The organism is Streptomyces sp. NPDC001093, from assembly GCF_040298985.1.
GTDB lineage: Bacteria > Actinomycetota > Actinomycetes > Streptomycetales > Streptomycetaceae > Streptomyces.
In genome coordinates this window covers 1-15,733 of the sequence record NZ_JBEPBF010000136.1, presented here as the reverse complement: position 1 = coordinate 15,733, position 15,733 = coordinate 1, and the positions used below count along the sequence as shown (strand labels likewise).

General features: G+C 72.8%; 15 protein-coding genes. 10 read left to right on the top strand and 5 right to left on the bottom strand.

Going from position 1 to position 15,733, the window contains the following annotated elements:
• Positions 1–42 precede the first annotated feature (42 nt).
• The 3 genes from ABT288_RS41270 (at position 43) to ABT288_RS41260 (ending at position 1,817) form a co-directional block, all read left to right on the top strand.
• A complete protein-coding gene (locus ABT288_RS41270; protein ID WP_351619552.1) occupies positions 43–1,005 on the top strand; it encodes an ABC transporter substrate-binding protein in 963 nt (320 codons plus the stop codon).
• A gap of 226 nt (positions 1,006–1,231) precedes the next feature.
• The gene (locus ABT288_RS41265; protein WP_351619549.1) at positions 1,232–1,600 is read left to right on the top strand and encodes an ArsR/SmtB family transcription factor; all 369 of its coding nucleotides are present in this window, start codon (positions 1,232–1,234) and stop codon (positions 1,598–1,600) included.
• A gap of 40 nt (positions 1,601–1,640) precedes the next feature.
• A complete protein-coding gene (locus ABT288_RS41260) occupies positions 1,641–1,817 on the top strand; it encodes a hypothetical protein (RefSeq protein ID WP_351619546.1) in 177 nt (58 codons plus the stop codon).
• A 71-nt stretch (positions 1,818–1,888) separates the two neighbouring features.
• On the opposite strand, the gene ABT288_RS41255 is transcribed toward ABT288_RS41260, so the two are convergent.
• Positions 1,889–2,359 carry a DUF6114 domain-containing protein gene (locus tag ABT288_RS41255; RefSeq protein ID WP_351619543.1) on the bottom strand — a complete coding sequence of 157 codons (471 nt, stop codon included), beginning with the start codon at positions 2,357–2,359 and terminating at the stop codon, positions 1,889–1,891.
• A gap of 5 nt (positions 2,360–2,364) precedes the next feature.
• Positions 2,365–3,105 carry a DUF6230 family protein gene (locus ABT288_RS41250; RefSeq protein ID WP_351619540.1) on the bottom strand — a complete coding sequence of 247 codons (741 nt, stop codon included), beginning with the start codon at positions 3,103–3,105 and terminating at the stop codon, positions 2,365–2,367.
• 656 nt (positions 3,106–3,761) lie between these two features.
• On the opposite strand from ABT288_RS41250, the gene ABT288_RS41245 reads away from it, so the two are divergent.
• The gene (locus ABT288_RS41245) at positions 3,762–4,415 is read left to right on the top strand and encodes a Tat pathway signal sequence domain protein (RefSeq protein WP_351619538.1); all 654 of its coding nucleotides are present in this window, start codon (positions 3,762–3,764) and stop codon (positions 4,413–4,415) included.
• A 30-nt stretch (positions 4,416–4,445) separates the two neighbouring features.
• On the opposite strand, the gene ABT288_RS41240 is transcribed toward ABT288_RS41245, so the two are convergent.
• Positions 4,446–5,261, bottom strand: a complete 816-nt coding sequence (locus tag ABT288_RS41240) for a lytic polysaccharide monooxygenase (protein WP_351619536.1) — start codon at positions 5,259–5,261, stop codon at positions 4,446–4,448.
• Between the two features lie 434 nt (positions 5,262–5,695).
• Here ABT288_RS41240 and ABT288_RS41235 point away from each other — a divergent pair, with 434 nt between their 5' ends.
• The gene (locus ABT288_RS41235) at positions 5,696–6,343 is read left to right on the top strand and encodes a ScbR family autoregulator-binding transcription factor (protein ID WP_351619534.1); all 648 of its coding nucleotides are present in this window, start codon (positions 5,696–5,698) and stop codon (positions 6,341–6,343) included.
• 22 nt (positions 6,344–6,365) lie between these two features.
• Complete coding sequence (locus ABT288_RS41230; protein ID WP_351619531.1) at positions 6,366–7,556, top strand: damage-control phosphatase ARMT1 family protein; 1,191 nt, start codon at positions 6,366–6,368, stop codon at positions 7,554–7,556.
• On the opposite strand, the gene ABT288_RS41225 is transcribed toward ABT288_RS41230, so the two are convergent.
• On the bottom strand, positions 7,549–8,811 hold the full coding sequence (locus ABT288_RS41225) for a cytochrome P450 (RefSeq protein WP_351619528.1): 1,263 nt from the start codon (positions 8,809–8,811) through the stop codon (positions 7,549–7,551). The two genes, ABT288_RS41230 and ABT288_RS41225, sit on opposite strands and share 8 nt — an antisense overlap.
• Entirely contained in the window at positions 8,808–9,647 is an 840-nt protein-coding gene (locus ABT288_RS41220) for an alpha/beta fold hydrolase (protein WP_351619525.1), read from the bottom strand. The genes ABT288_RS41225 and ABT288_RS41220 overlap by 4 nt, the downstream gene beginning before the upstream one ends.
• A 154-nt stretch (positions 9,648–9,801) precedes the next feature.
• Between ABT288_RS41220 and cyc2 the strand changes: the two genes are divergently transcribed.
• From cyc2 to ABT288_RS41195, 4 genes are all read left to right on the top strand, one after another.
• Positions 9,802–11,964 carry a germacradienol/geosmin synthase Cyc2 gene (gene cyc2 / locus ABT288_RS41215; RefSeq protein ID WP_351619523.1) on the top strand — a complete coding sequence of 721 codons (2,163 nt, stop codon included), beginning with the start codon at positions 9,802–9,804 and terminating at the stop codon, positions 11,962–11,964.
• A gap of 762 nt (positions 11,965–12,726) precedes the next feature.
• The gene (locus ABT288_RS41205) at positions 12,727–13,302 is read left to right on the top strand and encodes a PDZ domain-containing protein (RefSeq protein WP_351619520.1); all 576 of its coding nucleotides are present in this window, start codon (positions 12,727–12,729) and stop codon (positions 13,300–13,302) included.
• Between the two features lie 220 nt (positions 13,303–13,522).
• Positions 13,523–14,650 (top strand): aminopeptidase P family protein, encoded by a 1,128-nt coding sequence (locus tag ABT288_RS41200; RefSeq protein WP_351619518.1) that lies wholly within the window; start codon positions 13,523–13,525, stop codon positions 14,648–14,650.
• A gap of 66 nt (positions 14,651–14,716) precedes the next feature.
• Positions 14,717–15,652 (top strand): phosphotransferase family protein, encoded by a 936-nt coding sequence (locus ABT288_RS41195; protein ID WP_351619515.1) that lies wholly within the window; start codon positions 14,717–14,719, stop codon positions 15,650–15,652.
• The last annotated feature ends 81 nt before the right edge of the window (positions 15,653–15,733 follow it).

Sequence of the window (15,733 nt, the reverse complement as noted above, 5' to 3'; positions counted from 1 at the left end):
CGGCCCTTGACTGACCGAGAACCGGCTGGATTGGATCGGTGGGTGACTTCCAACAACCGCATCAGCAGGTCCATCCGGAGGAACCGAGGCGCGGCGGTGGTCGCCCTCGCGGCGGCGACGGCTCTGCTGACGGGCTGTTCCTCCAGCGACGGAAAGTCCGGCGGCAACCCGCTGACGGACAGCAAGGCGAGCGGCGACACCGTGGTCGTCGGATCCAACAACTTCCCCGAGAGCACCCTGCTCGCCGACATCTACGGCGAGGCCCTCAAGGCCAAGGGGATCAAGGTCAGTTACAAGCCGAACATCGGCAGCCGCGAGACCACCTACGGGCTGATCAAGGGCGGTTCCATCAAGGTGCTGCCCGAGTACAACGGCGCCCTGCTGGCCTACCTCGACCCGAAGGCCAGGCCGACGACGGCCGACGCCACCACGACGGCCATCGAGGCCAAGCTGGACTCCGACTTGACCCTGCTCAAGCCGGCCGCGGCACAGTCCAAGGACTCCGTGACGCTCAACGCGGCCACCGCGCAGAAGTACCACCTCACCGAGAAGTCGACCATCGCCGACCTCAAGCCCATCGCGAAGGACCTGGTCATGGGCGCCTCGCCGGAGTTCCAGACCCGGCAGCAGGGCCTGGTGGGCCTGAAGTCGGTCTACGGCCTCGAGTTCAAGTCGTTCAAGGCGCTCGACGCGGGTGGCCCGCTCACCCAGGCCGCGCTGCAGAAGAACGCCGTGCAGGCCGCGGACATCTTCACCACGGACTCGACCATCTCCAAGGAGAAGTTCGTCGTCCTGCAGGACCCGAAGAACCTCTTCGGGTTCGAGAACGTCCAGCCGCTCGTCCACAAGGGCGCCCTGTCGCAGAAGGGCGTCGACGCGCTCGACGCGGTCTCGGCCAAGCTCGACACCGCGACCCTGCTGAACCTGGACACCCAGGTGCAGGTCCAGGGCAAGGACCCGCTGGACGTGGCCAAGGCCTGGCTGCAGTCCGCCGGTCTCGCCTGACGTTTCACCGGCCCCGGCACGACCCTGCAGCACCGTCTTCACTGCCGAGGCGGGTGCCCCCGAAGACCGGGGGCACCCGCGTCGTGCTGTCGGATCTCTTCACCGGCATGTTCCCGCCCTCGCGCGGCCCGACGGGCTCGGAGGCCGTTCCCGCCGACCTACACTTGGTCCCCGCGGACAGACGGAACAGACGGAAACCACAGGACGAAGCGGAGGGAGGGCGACAGTGGCGGCAGCGCCCGGCACCGGCTACCAGGACCCCTCCGCCGAGGTGCTCACCGAGGCTGCCGCCGCCTTCGGACTGCTCGCCTCGCCCGCCCGGCTGCACATCGTCTGGGCGCTGATCCAGGGGGAGAGCGACGTCACCGGGCTCGCCGGGCGGATCGGCGGTGCGCTGCCCGCCGTCAGCCAGCACCTGACCAAGCTGAAGCTCGCCGGGCTGGTCCGCTCCCGCCGGGAGGGCCGCCGCCAGGTGTACTTCGTGGACGCAGGCGGACAGGCCGCCGTCGTCGACGTCGTACGCCTCCTCGTCGGCCGGCTCGCCGAACGGGCCGCGGACGCACCGGCTCCGGCCCGCCGTCTCCCTGGCCTCTGACAGCCCGACGGGCCCGGCCGGCGGACCTGCGACCGGCCCGGTGGGTGGCACGTCGCTCCAGGTGCTGCGGCGCCTGGGCACCGGCCCGCGCGACCCGTTCACCACCGTCCTGCTCACCCGCGCCCTCCTCGTGGCGACCGCCGCCACGCGCGGTGCCGGCCGTGGTCAGGGGAAGGACCGAGTCCCCGGTGAGCGTCGGCCGAGTCCCGGTGCCTGATCGGTCGACCGGCGGACAGCTGTGTGCGCCGTGGCGGACGCCTGTGTGCGCCGTACGCCGTCGTCGGGCCGTCAGGCGGCCAGGCCCTCCGCGCCCTCCGGGCCCTTGGTCGCCTCGGCCCCTGTACGCGCCGCCGCCTCCGCCTGCCTGCGGCGCTCGCGGCGACTGACCCGCGGCTCCTGGTCGGGGAGCCAGCCGAAGGCGAGGCAGCTGCCGGTGACGCCCAGCAGCAGGCCGATGAAGAAGCCACCCAGGTTGGACGTGACCCAGGTGCCCAGGGAGAGCAGCACGCCGGTGATGGAGTAGAAGAGCCGCTGCGCCGGATTGAAGAGGATCAGCAGGCCCAGCAGCGCCATCAGGCCCGGCAGCAGATAGCCGGCCGCTCCCTGCATGCCGATGTGCATCACGACCTTCAGCGAGGCCTTCTCGGTGAGCAGGATCTCGCCGCCGGCCAGCGCGAGCAGCAGCCCGCCCCAGAACGGCCGCCGGGCCCGCCAGCCACGGAAGGCGGCCCGCGCTGCCCGGCGTGGACGGTCGGCCACCGCGATCAGCAACCCGAGTCGCTGAAGCGGAGCTTGAGACCGGGAAGCTTGAACACACCGGCCGTGGTGGCGTAGTTGGTCTGTCGCAGGTTGGCGATGTGCACGGTGTCGGCCTGCTGGCTGAACACACCGATCGGGCCCTTCACGCCCGCCTTGGTCAGCGTGCTGGCGTCGTTGCCGATCTCGATGTTGTTGAACGCGGCGTTGCCGGACAGCTCCGAGGAGTCCGTGGTCAGATCGCTCGCCTGCACCTTGTCCGCGCCGGCGCCCGCCGTGATCAGCAGGTTGGTGCCGCCGAGGTCGACGCTCTGGCACAGATGGTCGAGCGTGGCGTTCTTGATCGCGGAGGTCACCACGAGCTCCTGGCCCCCGGTGTCCCCGGCGTTCGGGCTGCCGGCCGCCATGTTGTCGAGGCCGCCGAACTGCTCGAAACCGGTTCCGTTCAGCTCCGTCGCGGTGACCGTGAACGGCATGCCGGAGATCGCGAACTGCACGCCCAGCGCCCCCTGGGCGGTGAGCACCGCGAGACCGGCGGCGACGAGGGTGGCGGGTACCGCCATCACCGCGGCCCGACGGGCCCGGACCCGGCCCCGCCTCTCGCCGCCGGCGGCCTGGGCCGCGTGCGGCGCTTCGGAGGATCCGGAGGCTGCGGAGGTCTCGCAGGTCTCGGAGGTCTCGGAGGGTGAACCGTTTCCCGGGTTCTCGGGGGTGTTGCCGACGGACGGGACGTCCGGGGACGAGGCCATGTCTGCTCCCATGGGCATGGATCACTGCGGGTCGGGCTTCAGGGGCGCGGTGTCCTGGCGCGGACAGCGACTGTCGCGTACGCCTCCTCGCACCCCGGCGGAGCAAGGGCTTTCTCGTTACGCGGCAGTAGCCTGCGAGGAAGTTACCGCCGGTTACTTCGGGGGGTCAAGGCAGATGTGAAAAAAGAGTGTCGGATGTGCCCGAGCTGCGATCACACGCCACAACTCCCTTGGCCCGGCTTGACGTTGACGGTTGATCAGGTCTACAACTTCCCCTGTTTTCACGGATCCGTGGCGCCGGGTCCGCCGAGCGGCACCGGATGCGTTTCCCGGTCTCTCACGCCGACCGCTCACCTCGCCGACAGAAACCGTTCACACCGCTGCGGCCTCGCACGGCCCTCCCCCCGGCCGTGTCCGGCCGCCTCCTGCCGGCCCGGCCGAAGGCCTTCCCCCGGGCCTTCGGCCGGTGCCCGGACCGCCGCCGTCGCCGGACCGTCGCGTACGGAGAAGGCGCACGGTCCTGCGCCGGCGGCACCGCGCGCAGCACCGCACCACGCCGCTGTGGCATCACTCGCCACCCACGCACCCATCCACCCACCATCTGCCACCCCCCACCCCCACCTCACCCGGACCCCACCCAGGAAAGAGGCGCCCGCATGCGCACCCGATCCCTTCTCGCCCTCGCCGGTACCGCGACCGCGCTCGCCCTCGCGGTCGCCGCCCCCGCCTCCGCCGACGGCAGCGCCGTCCTCACCACCGGCGGGGCGGGCGGCACCGCCGTCGCGACCGGTGACTCCCTCACCGCGCCGCTGGCCTCCGGCACGTCCGCCACGCTCTACTCCAGCGCGACCGGCACCAGCGGCGTGACCTGCACGTCCTCCCAGTTCACCGCCACGGTCACCGGCAACCCGACCGCCCCTGGCACGGCCACCGAGTCCGTCACCGGGCACACCTTCGACAGCAGCTCCTGCACCAGCAACGTCATCGGCGTGCTCGGGGTCAGCGGCATCACCGTCGACAACCTGCCCTACACGGCGACGGTCGCCTCCGACGGCACCCTCACCGTCTCGCCGGCGAGCGGCTCCACCATCCAGACCACGGTCAAGCTGCGCACGCTGCTGGGCTCGATCACCTGCGTCTACCAGGCGGCCTCCCTGACCGGGAAGGCCGACAACGCGGACAACAGCATCAGCTTCACCAACCAGCAGTTCACCAAGACGTCCGGTTCGTCGCTGTGCTTCGCCAGCGGCTACTTCACCGCCAAGTACGCGCCCGTGACGGACGGCGGCACGCCGGTGTACGTCAACTGAGCGATCCATCACCGAGCAGCACAGCTGAGTTCAGCGTCGTCGCAGACGCACTGCGAGGGCGGTGCCCCCGGTGAGCACCAGCACCGCGGCGGCGCCGCCCGCCAGCACGGGCGCCGACGGGCCCGTCTCCCGGGCGGCCTGCCCACTCGCGACGGAGGCCGGACTTGCCGACACGGCAGGTCCGGCCTTCGGCTTCCCCGCACCCTTCTGCGGAAAGACCACGTCGGAGCACGAGTAGTAGGTGTCCGCCGTGCTGCTGTTCTGCCATACCGTGTACAGGATCTGACGCCCCGTCCGGTCTCGCGGCAGTCTGGCGGCGATGTGGTACGCCCCGTCGCGCAGTGGCGGATCGGTGACCTGTGCGATGGGCCGCTCCGGCAGATCGGACCAGGCGAGCGGTTTCGCCGGGTCGTAACCGGGCTTGGTCAGATACAGCCGGAACGTGCCCGTGTGCGCGATCGTCGAGGCGTACGTCATCGTCAGTGCGGCCCCGGGCGTCAGCCGGGTCGCCGGCCAGTCCGGTCGCGCCAGGTCCAGGCCCCGGTACGCCGGAAGGTTCCCGCTGCACAGCTTGCCGTCCGGAATCACCTGCCGGTCACGGCCGTTCACCCCGGCCACGCGCAGGTTGTCCCAGGCGGTGAAGGGAGCGCCGTTCGCCGCGACCGCCGCCCGGCAGGCCGCCGAGCGGCCGGCGTCGCCACCCTCGGGGGAGCAGGCGTAGACCCGGCTGACCGGATCCGTGGGGGCCCCGTGCGCCTGGGCAGACCCCGCCGCCCACGACAGGAGCAGCAGCGGGGCCGCGGCGGCGGCCGCCATGACGCTCGGGCGGGCGGGCATCCGGGTCATCCGGGATCTCTCCTCGGCGGGCGCGGGAACAGGGTCTGCGCGGTCCAGTACGGCGGAGGCCTTCCGGGTGTTCAGCGGGCCCGGCGTATCGATGCTCGGGGGGCGCAAAGGCACCGACCGGTTCGGATGTTTCGCGCCTGATTCAAGGCCCCGTTGAGGAGCCACCGGTCATCCTCGTATGGTGGCGATCACGGGTCCGGCACCCACCGTCCCGCGGCTGCCCAGGGCGGCCGGGCAAGGAAGGGGGAAACCGTTCTGGTCTCGTGGTTCACGAACCGCCGCGGGTCCGTCCGGCGCCGGATCCGCCGTGACACGTGTCGGGGCGCCGACCACCCGGGCCCCGGACTGCCCCTGCCGCTCGGTGAGTTATCGTGTGCAGGGGGTTAAGAACAAACCGCATGTCCCGTTCGTACGTCGCGAGGAGGGGTCCCAGGATGGCGAGGCAGTTACGCGCCGAACAGACCCGGGCAACGATCATCACGGCCACCGCCGACCTGTTCGACCGGCAAGGCTATGAGTCCACGAGTCTGAGCGACATCGTCGCACACGCAAAGGTCACCAAGGGCGCGCTGTACTTCCACTTCGCCGCCAAGGAGGATCTCGCCCACGCCATCCTCGAACTCAACGCCAGGTCCGCGAAAGCGCTTGTCGCCGAGGTCGACAGCCGCGGCTGCTCCTCGCTGGAGGCCCTGATGCGGACCACGTTCGGGGTCGCGAGACTCGCCGTGGAGGACCCGGTGCCGCGCGCCGCGCTCCGCCTCGCCACCGCCGACGTCGCCATACGGCCGCCCCTCAGGCACCCGTTCAACGAATGGCTGGAGTTCGCCGGCCGGAAGTTCGCGGGAGCCGTCAGGGAGTCCGACGTGCACAGCGATCTCGACGTCGGCATCGTCGCGCACTCCCTGGTCTCCTTCTTCATCGGAACCCGGGTCGCCGGCCGCTCGCTCGAACCGACGGGACGGCTTCCACGCCGGGTCGCCGAGATGTGGCACCTCCTGGTCCGGGGCCTGGTCCCGGTGCACCGCCGTCCGCGCTACGTCACGCTCGCCACGCAACTGGAGCGGGAGATCAGAACCGCTTGAGGCGCGCGGTACGGTGACGGACATGCCCTCCACCCCCTTCGCACCCGTGATCCTCGGCAACGAACCCGGCTCGTTCCCGCACAGCGTGCTGGCCGAGCGGCACCCCGCGATCATCGGCCGGGTACGGGACGCCTTCCCCTACGGCCCCGGGCAGCACCGGGCGCTGGACGAACTGCTGAAGAGCTGCACCGAGGGGACGGTCGAGCCGCTGCCTGCCGCTGCCCCGGACCGGGACCGGTGGCAGGAGTGGGACATGGCCGACTGCGCCGGGCGCTCCTGGTACGACGTGCCGTGGCTGTGGTCCGAGAGCTACTTCTACCGCCGGCTGCTGGACGCCGTCGGCTGGTTCGGCCCCGGCGCCTGGCAGGGCATCGACCCGTTCCGCCCGTTCAAACGCGCCGAACTCGACGCGCCGGAGACGGACGAGGAGCTGGGAGCACTGGACGCCCTGCCCGGCCTGCCGGAGGAGGAGCGGGCGCGTGCCCTGCTGCACGGCTCGCTGTGGGGCAACCGCGCCGACCTCGGCTTCCGGCTCTCCGCCGAGGGCGCCGCGACCCGGGACCCGGCCCCCGCGCTGGTCGCCGACGACAGCGCGGCCCTGTGGTCACTGCTGCCGCCCGGCGGCGCGGCCACCCTCGTCCTGGTCGCGGACAATGCCGGCCGCGAACTCGTTCCGGACCTGCTGCTGATCGCCCATCTCCTCGCCGAGCACCGGGCCGCACGGGCGGTGCTGCACGTCAAGCCGTACCCGTACTACGTCTCCGACGCCACCACCGCCGACGTCGTCGACGCGCTGCACCGGCTGCGCGCCGCGTCCGGCGCGGCCGCCGAGTACGCGCGCGTGCTCTGGTCGGCCATGGCCGACGGCCGCCTCGCCGTGCGCGCCCATCCCTTCTCCTGCGCCCCGCTGCCGTATGCGCGGATGCCGGACGACCTGCGCGCCGAGTTCGCCGCGGCCACGCTGACCGTCTTCAAGGGCGACCTCAACTACCGCCGTCTGGTGGGCGACCGGCTCTGGCCGCCGACCACGCCCTTCCAGGAGACGACCGCCTGTTTCCCCGGCCCGGTCGCCGCGCTGCGCACCCTGAAGTCGGACGTGATCACCGGCCTGTCCACGGCGACCGAGGCCGCGCTGGTGGCGGCCGAGGGCGACCGCTGGCGCACCAGCGGCACGCACGCGCTGATCCAGGTCGCCGGGGCCGACGTCAAGTGATCCGCATGCGCAGCGACTTGATGCCGTTGATGAAGTTCGACACCAGACGCCCGGCCGGTGCGGCGAGCCGCGGCTCGGGGAGCACCCGCAGCGCCTCCTCGTAGAGCAGCCGCAGCTGCAGCCGCGCGAAGTGGGCGCCCAGGCAGACGTGCGGGCCGTCGCCGAAGGACACGTGCGGGTTGGGGGAGCGGGCGAGGTCGAGCCGGTCCGGATCGGTGAAGACCCGCTCGTCCCGGTTGGCCGAGGCGTGGCAGACCACGACCTTGTCACCGGCCCGGACCCGCTGCCCCGCCAGCTCGGTGTCCCGCGCGGCGGTCCGCCGGAAGGTCAGCACGGGCGGATGCCAGCGCAGCAACTCCTCGACGGCGCTGGTCAATTCCGCCTTCCCGGCACGCAACGCCTCGTAGGCCTCCGGGTGTTCCGCCAGGGCCAGCAGTCCGCCGGGGGCCGCGCTGCGCACGGTGTCGTTGCCCGCGACGGTGAGCAGGAAGAAGAACATCTCCAGCTCGCCGTCGGCGAGTTCGGCGTCACGGGCCAGGGTGGTCAGGACGTCGTCGGCCGGATGCTCCCGCTTGTGGGCGGCCAGCTGCCGCGCATGGGCGAACATGTCCTCCAGCATCGCCGGGGACCGCGGATTGACCGGCCTGCCCGTCGCGTCCAGCACCGGGGGACCGGCCTCGTCCGGGTCCTGGTAGCCGATGACCCGCTGCGTCCAGCGCAGCAGCAGCCGCCGGTCGCTCTCCGGCACGCCCAGCAGGTCCGCCAGGTTGAGCAGCGCGTACTCGTCGGTGACGGCGGCCACCAGGTCGACCGTGCCGTCCCCTTCCCGCGCCCGCTGAAGCGCCCCGGCGAGCAGGGTGCGCGCCCGCTCCCGGGCGACGGCCGCGAACCGGTCGACCCGGCCCGGTGTGAACGCCCGGCTCACCAGCCGCCGCAACCGCCCGTGCCACGGCGGATCCTGATTCAGCATCATGCGGCGGATGAACGGCAGGTCCGCCGGATCCGGGTCGCGGATCTGCGTCGCGCCGAGATGGGAGGAGTACGTCGTGGCGTCCTTCAGCACCCGGACGACGTCCGCGTGCCGGGTCACCGCCCAGAACCCCGGCCCGGCCGGCCAGCCCAGCACCTCCGGCTCCTCCTGCCAGGCGACCGGGTGCCGGTCGCGCAGCAGACGGTAGTCGTCGTACGGCACGCCGACGGCGTACCGGCGCGGGTCGAACACGTCGGGCACCGGCCGGGTCCCGCGCCCGCTCACGCCGGCTCGCCCTCGCCGGCCGGGACCACGGCAGCCGCCGGGCCTTCGGCGTCAGCCGCCGGGCCTTCGGCGTCCGCGCGCAGGAAGTCCTCGACCACGCGGATCACGTCGAGCGGGGCCTCGTCCATGGCGTAGTGCCCGGCGAAGGGCAGCGCCACGAGCTCGGCACGCGGATACCAGGACATCCAGGTCTGCCGCATGACCTCGGGCGACAGGGCCGGATCCAGCTCCCCGGCCACGGCCAGGGCGGGCACCTCGCTGCCCTTGACGTCGGCGTGGAAGTCCTCGCCCGCCCACGAGTCCAGCCAGGCCCGGAACGCCTTCGCGTCGCTGCACTCCAGCGAACGGGCGACCATCCGGTCGAGCCAGGCGGCGGGACGCCGGCCCCCGGTGGTGAAGTCGATGATCGCGCGCCGGTACTCCGGCCTGTGCGCGGCGTCCGTGAACAGCGCGGCCTGCTCGCCGGCCAGCGGCACCCCCGAGGCCGGCACCGGGGAGACACCGGCCATCCGGCGAAGCCGGTCCGGTACGGCGGCCGCCAGCCGCTGTGCCACCGCGCCGCCCATCGAGTGCCCGATCACCGAGAACCGCTCCCAGCCCAGCCCGTCGGCCAGCTCCACCAGGTCCCCGGCCGCCTCGGCCGTCGTGTACGCGCCCGCCGCGCCCCGGGCCTCGCCGTAGCCGCGCAGGTCGACCAGCGCGTAACTGAAGGAGGAGCGGTCGAGATCCGGCAGGACGGCGGCGTAGGCGGACCGGTCGGCGAACCAGCCGTGCACGGCGAACACCTTGTGGGCGCCGTCGCCGTGCACCTCATGGGGCAGCACAAAGGAGGTCATGCGCCTACCGTGGCCCGCCCGCCGGGGCACGGCAAGGGAGCGGACGGGGCATATCGGCGACGTGAGTTGCCCGTTCCGCGGGCGGTTCACGCGATGGTGTGATCATGTCCCGGGCGGTGGATGGGCGCCCGGGGCCGCGGGTAGGGCCCCGGCCATGACGCAGCCGTTCGAACTCCCGCACTTCTACATGCCGTATCCCGCGCGGCTCAACCCGCACCTCGACGAGGCCCGTGCCCACTCGACCGAGTGGGCACGCGAGATGGGCATGCTGGAAGGGTCCGGGATCTGGGAGCAGGCCGACCTGGAGGCACACGACTACGGACTCCTGTGCGCCTACACCCACCCCGACTGCGACGGACCCGCTCTCTCGCTGATCACCGACTGGTACGTGTGGGTGTTCTTCTTCGACGACCACTTCCTCGACATGTACAAGCGCACCCCGGACCGCGCCGCCGGCAAGGCCCACCTGGACCGCCTGCCCCTGTTCATGCCGCTCGACCCGGCAACTCCTGTACCGGAGCCGGAGAACGCCGTCGAGGCGGGGCTGAAGGACCTGTGGGTGCGCACGGTGCCGTCGATGTCCGTGGACTGGCGCCGCCGCTTCTCCGTGGCCACCGAGCACCTGCTCAACGAGTCGATGTGGGAGTTGTCGAACATCAACGAGGGGCGGATCGCCAACCCCGTCGAGTACATCGAGATGCGCCGCAAGGTGGGCGGCGCCCCCTGGTCGGCCGGGCTCGTGGAGTACGCGACCGCCGAGGTGCCCGCCGCCGTCGCCGGCACCCGCCCGCTGCGCGTGCTGATGGAGACCTTCGCCGACGCCGTCCACCTGCGCAACGACCTGTTCTCCTACCAGCGCGAGGTCGAGGACGAGGGCGAGAACAGCAACGGCGTGCTGGTGCTGGAGACCTTCTTCGGCTGTACGACCCAGGAGGCCGCCGAGACCGTCAACGACATCCTCACCTCACGCCTGCACCAGTTCGAGCACACGGCGCTCACCGAAGTCCCCGCCGTCGCCCTGGAGAAGGGCCTCACCCCGGCCGAAGCCGCCGCGATCGCCGCCTACACCAAGGGACTTCAGGACTGGCAGTCCGGCGGCCACGAGTGGCACATGCGCTCCAGCCGCTACATGAACAAGGGTGCGCGGCCCGGCACGCCCTGGCAGCTGCCGAGCGGTCCCGGCGTATCGGCCGCCGACATCGGCGCGCTCCTCGCCTCGGCCGCGCAGGAACGCCTGCGCGCCTACACCCATCTGCCCTACCAGAAGATCGGCCCGTCCATCCTGCCCGAGTTCCGCATGCCCTACCGGCTCGAACTGAGCCCCCACCTCGACGACGCCCGGCTGCGCCTCGTCGACTGGTCGCACCGCATGGGCATCCTGGAGGAGGGCGTCTGGGACGAGGACAAACTCGCCGCGTCCGACCTCGCGCTGTGCTCCGCGGGCATGGACCCGGACGCCACCCTCGAGGCGCTCGACCTCAGCGCCCAGTGGCTCGCCTGGGGGACGTACGCCGACGACTACTACCCGCTGGTCCACGGCCACCGCCGGGACCTCGCCGCGGCCCGGCTGACCACGGCCCGGCTGTCGCAGTGCATGCCCTTGGAGGGCGAGCCGGCCCTCGTCCCGGCCAGCGCGATGGAACGGGGGCTCGTCGACCTGTGGGCGCGAACGGCGGCCGGCATGACCGCCGACCAGCGGCGCACCCTGAAGGCGGCCGTGAACACGATGACCGAGAGCTGGCTGTGGGAGCTGTCCAACCATCTGCAGAACCGCGTCCCCGACCCGGTCGACTACCTGGAGATGCGGCGCGCCACCTTCGGCTCCGACCTCACCCTGAGCCTGTGCCGGATGGGCCACGGCCCCGCGGTCCCGCCTGAGGTCTACCGCAGCGGCCCGGTGCGTTCCCTGGAGAACGCCGCCTTCGACTACGGCTGCCTGCTCAACGACATCTTCTCGTACCAGAAGGAGATCGAGTACGAGGGCGAGCTCCACAACGCCGTTCTCGTCGTGCAGAACTTCTTCGGCGTGGACTATCCGGCCGCGCTCGGAGTCGTACACGACCTGACGACCCAGCGCATGCAGCAGTTCGAGCATGTCATCGAGCACGAACTGCCCGTGCTCTACGACGACTTCGAGCTCTCGGAGGCGGGCCGGGCGGCCCTGGACGGCTATGTCCTCGACCTGCAGAACTGGATGGCCGGGATCCTGAACTGGCATCGCAGCGTCGACCGGTACAAGGCCGAGTGGCTGGGCCGCCGTGCGCACGGCTTCCTGCCCGACCGGGCCCCGGCGCTGCCCCTCCAGCTCGTCGGCTGACCCCGCCGAGCCGCTCGGCCACCTCTGCCGCGGCTTCGTCCAGTCCCTTGCCGGCCGCCCCGCCCGGTTCGCCGCGTATCGCCTCGCCGCCCGCCAGGACCGCGCGGGCCTCCTGACGGAGGTCCGCGCCGACCAGGGCCCGGGCCGGCGCGCAGTGCTCCTGGGCGAGGTACCGGCCCGGGTTCACCTCCCGCCGGTGCCCGAGCGACTCGTCACCAGGTGCGGCGGGGATGTCGCGCCGCCTGGCCAGGGGCCGCGCGGCGGGGGTGAGCCGGTCCGTCTCGTGCTCCGGCTGCGCCTGGTCCCGAGGGCGGCGGGGGCGCCGGGCCGACGCCGGTCCGGTGGCCGAGTCGTGCGGCGGCCTGGCGCTCGCGGCCCGGTGGCGGCGCGTCCCGCTCCGACCCGCGCCACGAGGGCACCGTCCTGCGCGCCCTCACCGCTCTCGCGGCCGCAGGACACGGCCTTGCTCTGCTGCCCCGTTCCGCACGGTCGCCGTCCCGCCCACCGTGACCCGGGGCCTCCGCCGCACGGAACTCCTGCAGGGCGGACCTCCCGGGAAGGGGCGCAGGAGGTGGTCCGGAGGCTGGTGGGAGCGTGTGATCAACACGCCGCCCCGGTGGTCCCGGGGCTGGGCGCGTCCCCGCGCTCGCTCGCCCCTGGAGGTCATGGCTACCCTCCGCCACGCTCCGGCCAGTCTCACCCGTTCGTGTCTCGTCGCGGCCCGGCGCGCCGGGTAGACCATCAGCCGGAGGCGAGCGAACCATGGAACAGACTGCGTTGCGTCCCAAGCCGATGCCCGGTCAGGACCGGCGGGAGGGTGGCACCCCCGTCCCGCCCCACCGCCCGCACGCCGCGCCACGGCGCGGACGGCGGCTGCGGACCCTGCTGTTCGCCGTGTGCACCGGGACCCTGCTGGTGCTGTCCGGCGTCGGCATGGGCACGGTCGGCGCCACGGTGATCGGCATGAGCCGGCTCGCCGAACTGCAACGCCAGGCCCCGCCGGGCACCTCCCCGGCCAGGGCCACACCCACCGCCCCCGCCGCCACCCCGCGCCCCGCTCCTGCCGCCGCGGCCGGGGTGACCCTGGGCATCGAGGCCGTCGACGCCGAGAAGGCGGGAGCGCTGGTCGTGGGCGTGCACGTGCCCGGCCCGGGCTACGCGGCCGGCCTGGTCCGCGGCGACGTGCTGCTGCAGTTCGGCCCGGTCCGCGTCGACAGCGCCGCCGACCTCGCCCGGGCCGTCGCCCAGGCCGGCCCCGGGAAAGAGGTGCTCCTCACCGTGCGTCACCGCGGCGGGGGCTACCAGCAGTTGACGGTCGTGCCCGGCGTGATGACCTGAGCGGGCCGGCGCGGGCCCTGCCTCACCCTCTCGGTCACCCCGGGAAACCCGCTGGTCACCATCCGCCCCGCGCGCCATGATGGCCCCATGCCGAGTCCCTTCCGAGCCGACCGCGCCCAGCGGGGAACACCGGCGATCGGCTCGCGTGACCCTGTCCGGCCGGGCAGGATGCTGCCCGAGACGCCGTCGCCCGTTTCCCCACCCGTGCCCGGAGGCCCGGATGACCGGTAGTACGCCCGCGCTCTTCACCGCCGCCGACCACAGGGCCCGCATGGAGCGTGCCGCGCGCTCCGCGGCCGACGCCGGCCTCGCGGGACTGCTCGTGGCCCCGGGACCGGACATGGTCTGGCTCACCGGCTACACGCCCACCGCCGTCACCGAGCGGCTCACCGTACTGGTGCTCACCCCCGGCCAGGACCCCGTCCTGGTCGTGCCGACCCTGGAGGCCCCGGACGCCGAGCACGCCGTCGGCGCCTCCACGCTCACCCTGCGCGACTGGACCGACGGCAAGGACCCCTACGCCGTCACCGCCGCCCTCCTCGACGGCCACGGCCGCTACGGCATCAGCGACAACACCTGGGCCATGCACCTGCTGGGCCTCCAGCGGGCCCTGCCGGACACCTCCTACGCCTCTCTCACCGACGCCCTCCCCATGCTGCGCGCCGTCAAGGACGCCGCGGAACTGGAACTCCTCGCCGCCGCCGGAGCGGCTGCCGATGCAACGTTCGAGGAGATCCGCAAAGTTCCCTTCGCCGGCCGCCGCGAGTCCGAGGTCGGCCAGGACCTCGCCGGCCTGCTGCGCCGCTTCGGCCACGAGCAGGTCGACTTCACCATCGTCGGCTCCGGCCCCAACGGCGCCAACCCGCACCACGAGGTCGGCGACCGCGTCATCCGGCGCGGCGACATGGTCGTCCTGGACTTCGGCGGTCTGAAGGACGGCTACGGCTCCGACACCACCCGTACGGTCCACGTGGGCGAGCCCACCGAGGAGGAGCGCCGGGTGCACGACATCGTCCGCGAGGCCCAGGAGGCGGGCTACCAGGCCGTACGGCCCGGGGCGGCCTGCCAGGACGTCGACCGTGCCGCCCGCGCCGTGATCACCGACGCCGGGTACGGCGCGTACTTCATCCACCGCACCGGACACGGCATCGGCGTCACCACGCACGAGCCGCCGTACATGATCGAGGGCGAGGAACAGCCCCTCGTGCCCGGCATGTGCTTCTCCGTCGAGCCCGGCATCTATCTGCCCGGCCGCTTCGGGGTGCGCATCGAGGACATCGTCACGGTGACCGAGGACGGCGGCCGCCGCCTCAACAACACCACGCGTGACATGGTCATAGTGGACTGAGAGACCACACGGAGACCCAGGAGACACACTTTCCGACGACATCCCGGAACGGCGACGCGCGAACCCATGACCCAGGCACCGACACCTACCGCGGACACCGTCCGCCGACTGGTCCGTTCGCTGCTCAAGGAGGGCGGCGACGACACCGCGGGCCCCGACGTACGGCCCGTGACGGAGGGTCTCGACTACACGTGGTGGGTCGGCACCCGTCATGTGCTGCGCCTGGAGCCCGACCGCGAGGCCTCCGTGCTGCGCCGCCGGGAACTGCGCCTGCGCGACCTGGTCCGGCCGCACGTGCCCGTGGCCATCCCCACGAGCGTCGCGCACGGCGACTGGGCGCCCGGCCTCGCCTACACCCTGGACACCAAGCTGCCCGGCGGCACGGCCGACGAACACGACGTCTCCGCCATCGGTGAGGCCGACCTCGCCGGGCTGCTCACGGGCCTGCGCGCGGTGCCCGTACGGCAGGCCGAGGCGCTCGGCGTGCCGCGTACCGCGCCGCGCTCCCTGGAGGCGCTGCGCCGCATGGCAGTCCACGCGGCCGAACGGCTCGCCGGCGCCGACGAGTTCGACGCCGCCCGGATGCACCAGCTGCCCCCGCCCGGCGCGGCCCAGCTCGCCGCGCAGCCCGGCACCGCCGTCCTCACCCACCACGGCCTGACCGGAGAGCACGTGGTGGTCGGCGCCGACGGCCGGGTGCGCGGCATCCTGGACTGGACCCGGGCGGCCCTGGGCGACCCCGCCGAGGACATCGCCGGCCTGGCCGTCGCCGTCGGCTCCCCGGCGTCCGTACGTGCCGCCACCCTCGCCGGGTACGGCGCCCGCCCCTGCCTGCGCGGCCTGTGGCTCGCCCGCTGCGACACGGTCATCCGGCTCGCCGCCCACGTGGAAGGCCGCGCGGGCGGTTCCGCGGTGCTGCTCCGGACCCAGCTGCGGCGCGCGTGGGAGCCGATCCTGCTGGAGCGGTTGTCGGACTTCAAGGAGGACGAGCCGGAGCCGTAGACGGCCGGGCGCGGGCGTGCACCGCCCGCCCGCCGCCGCGCCGGCCCTGCTGCCCCGGGCCGGTGGGGCCGGCGGGACAGG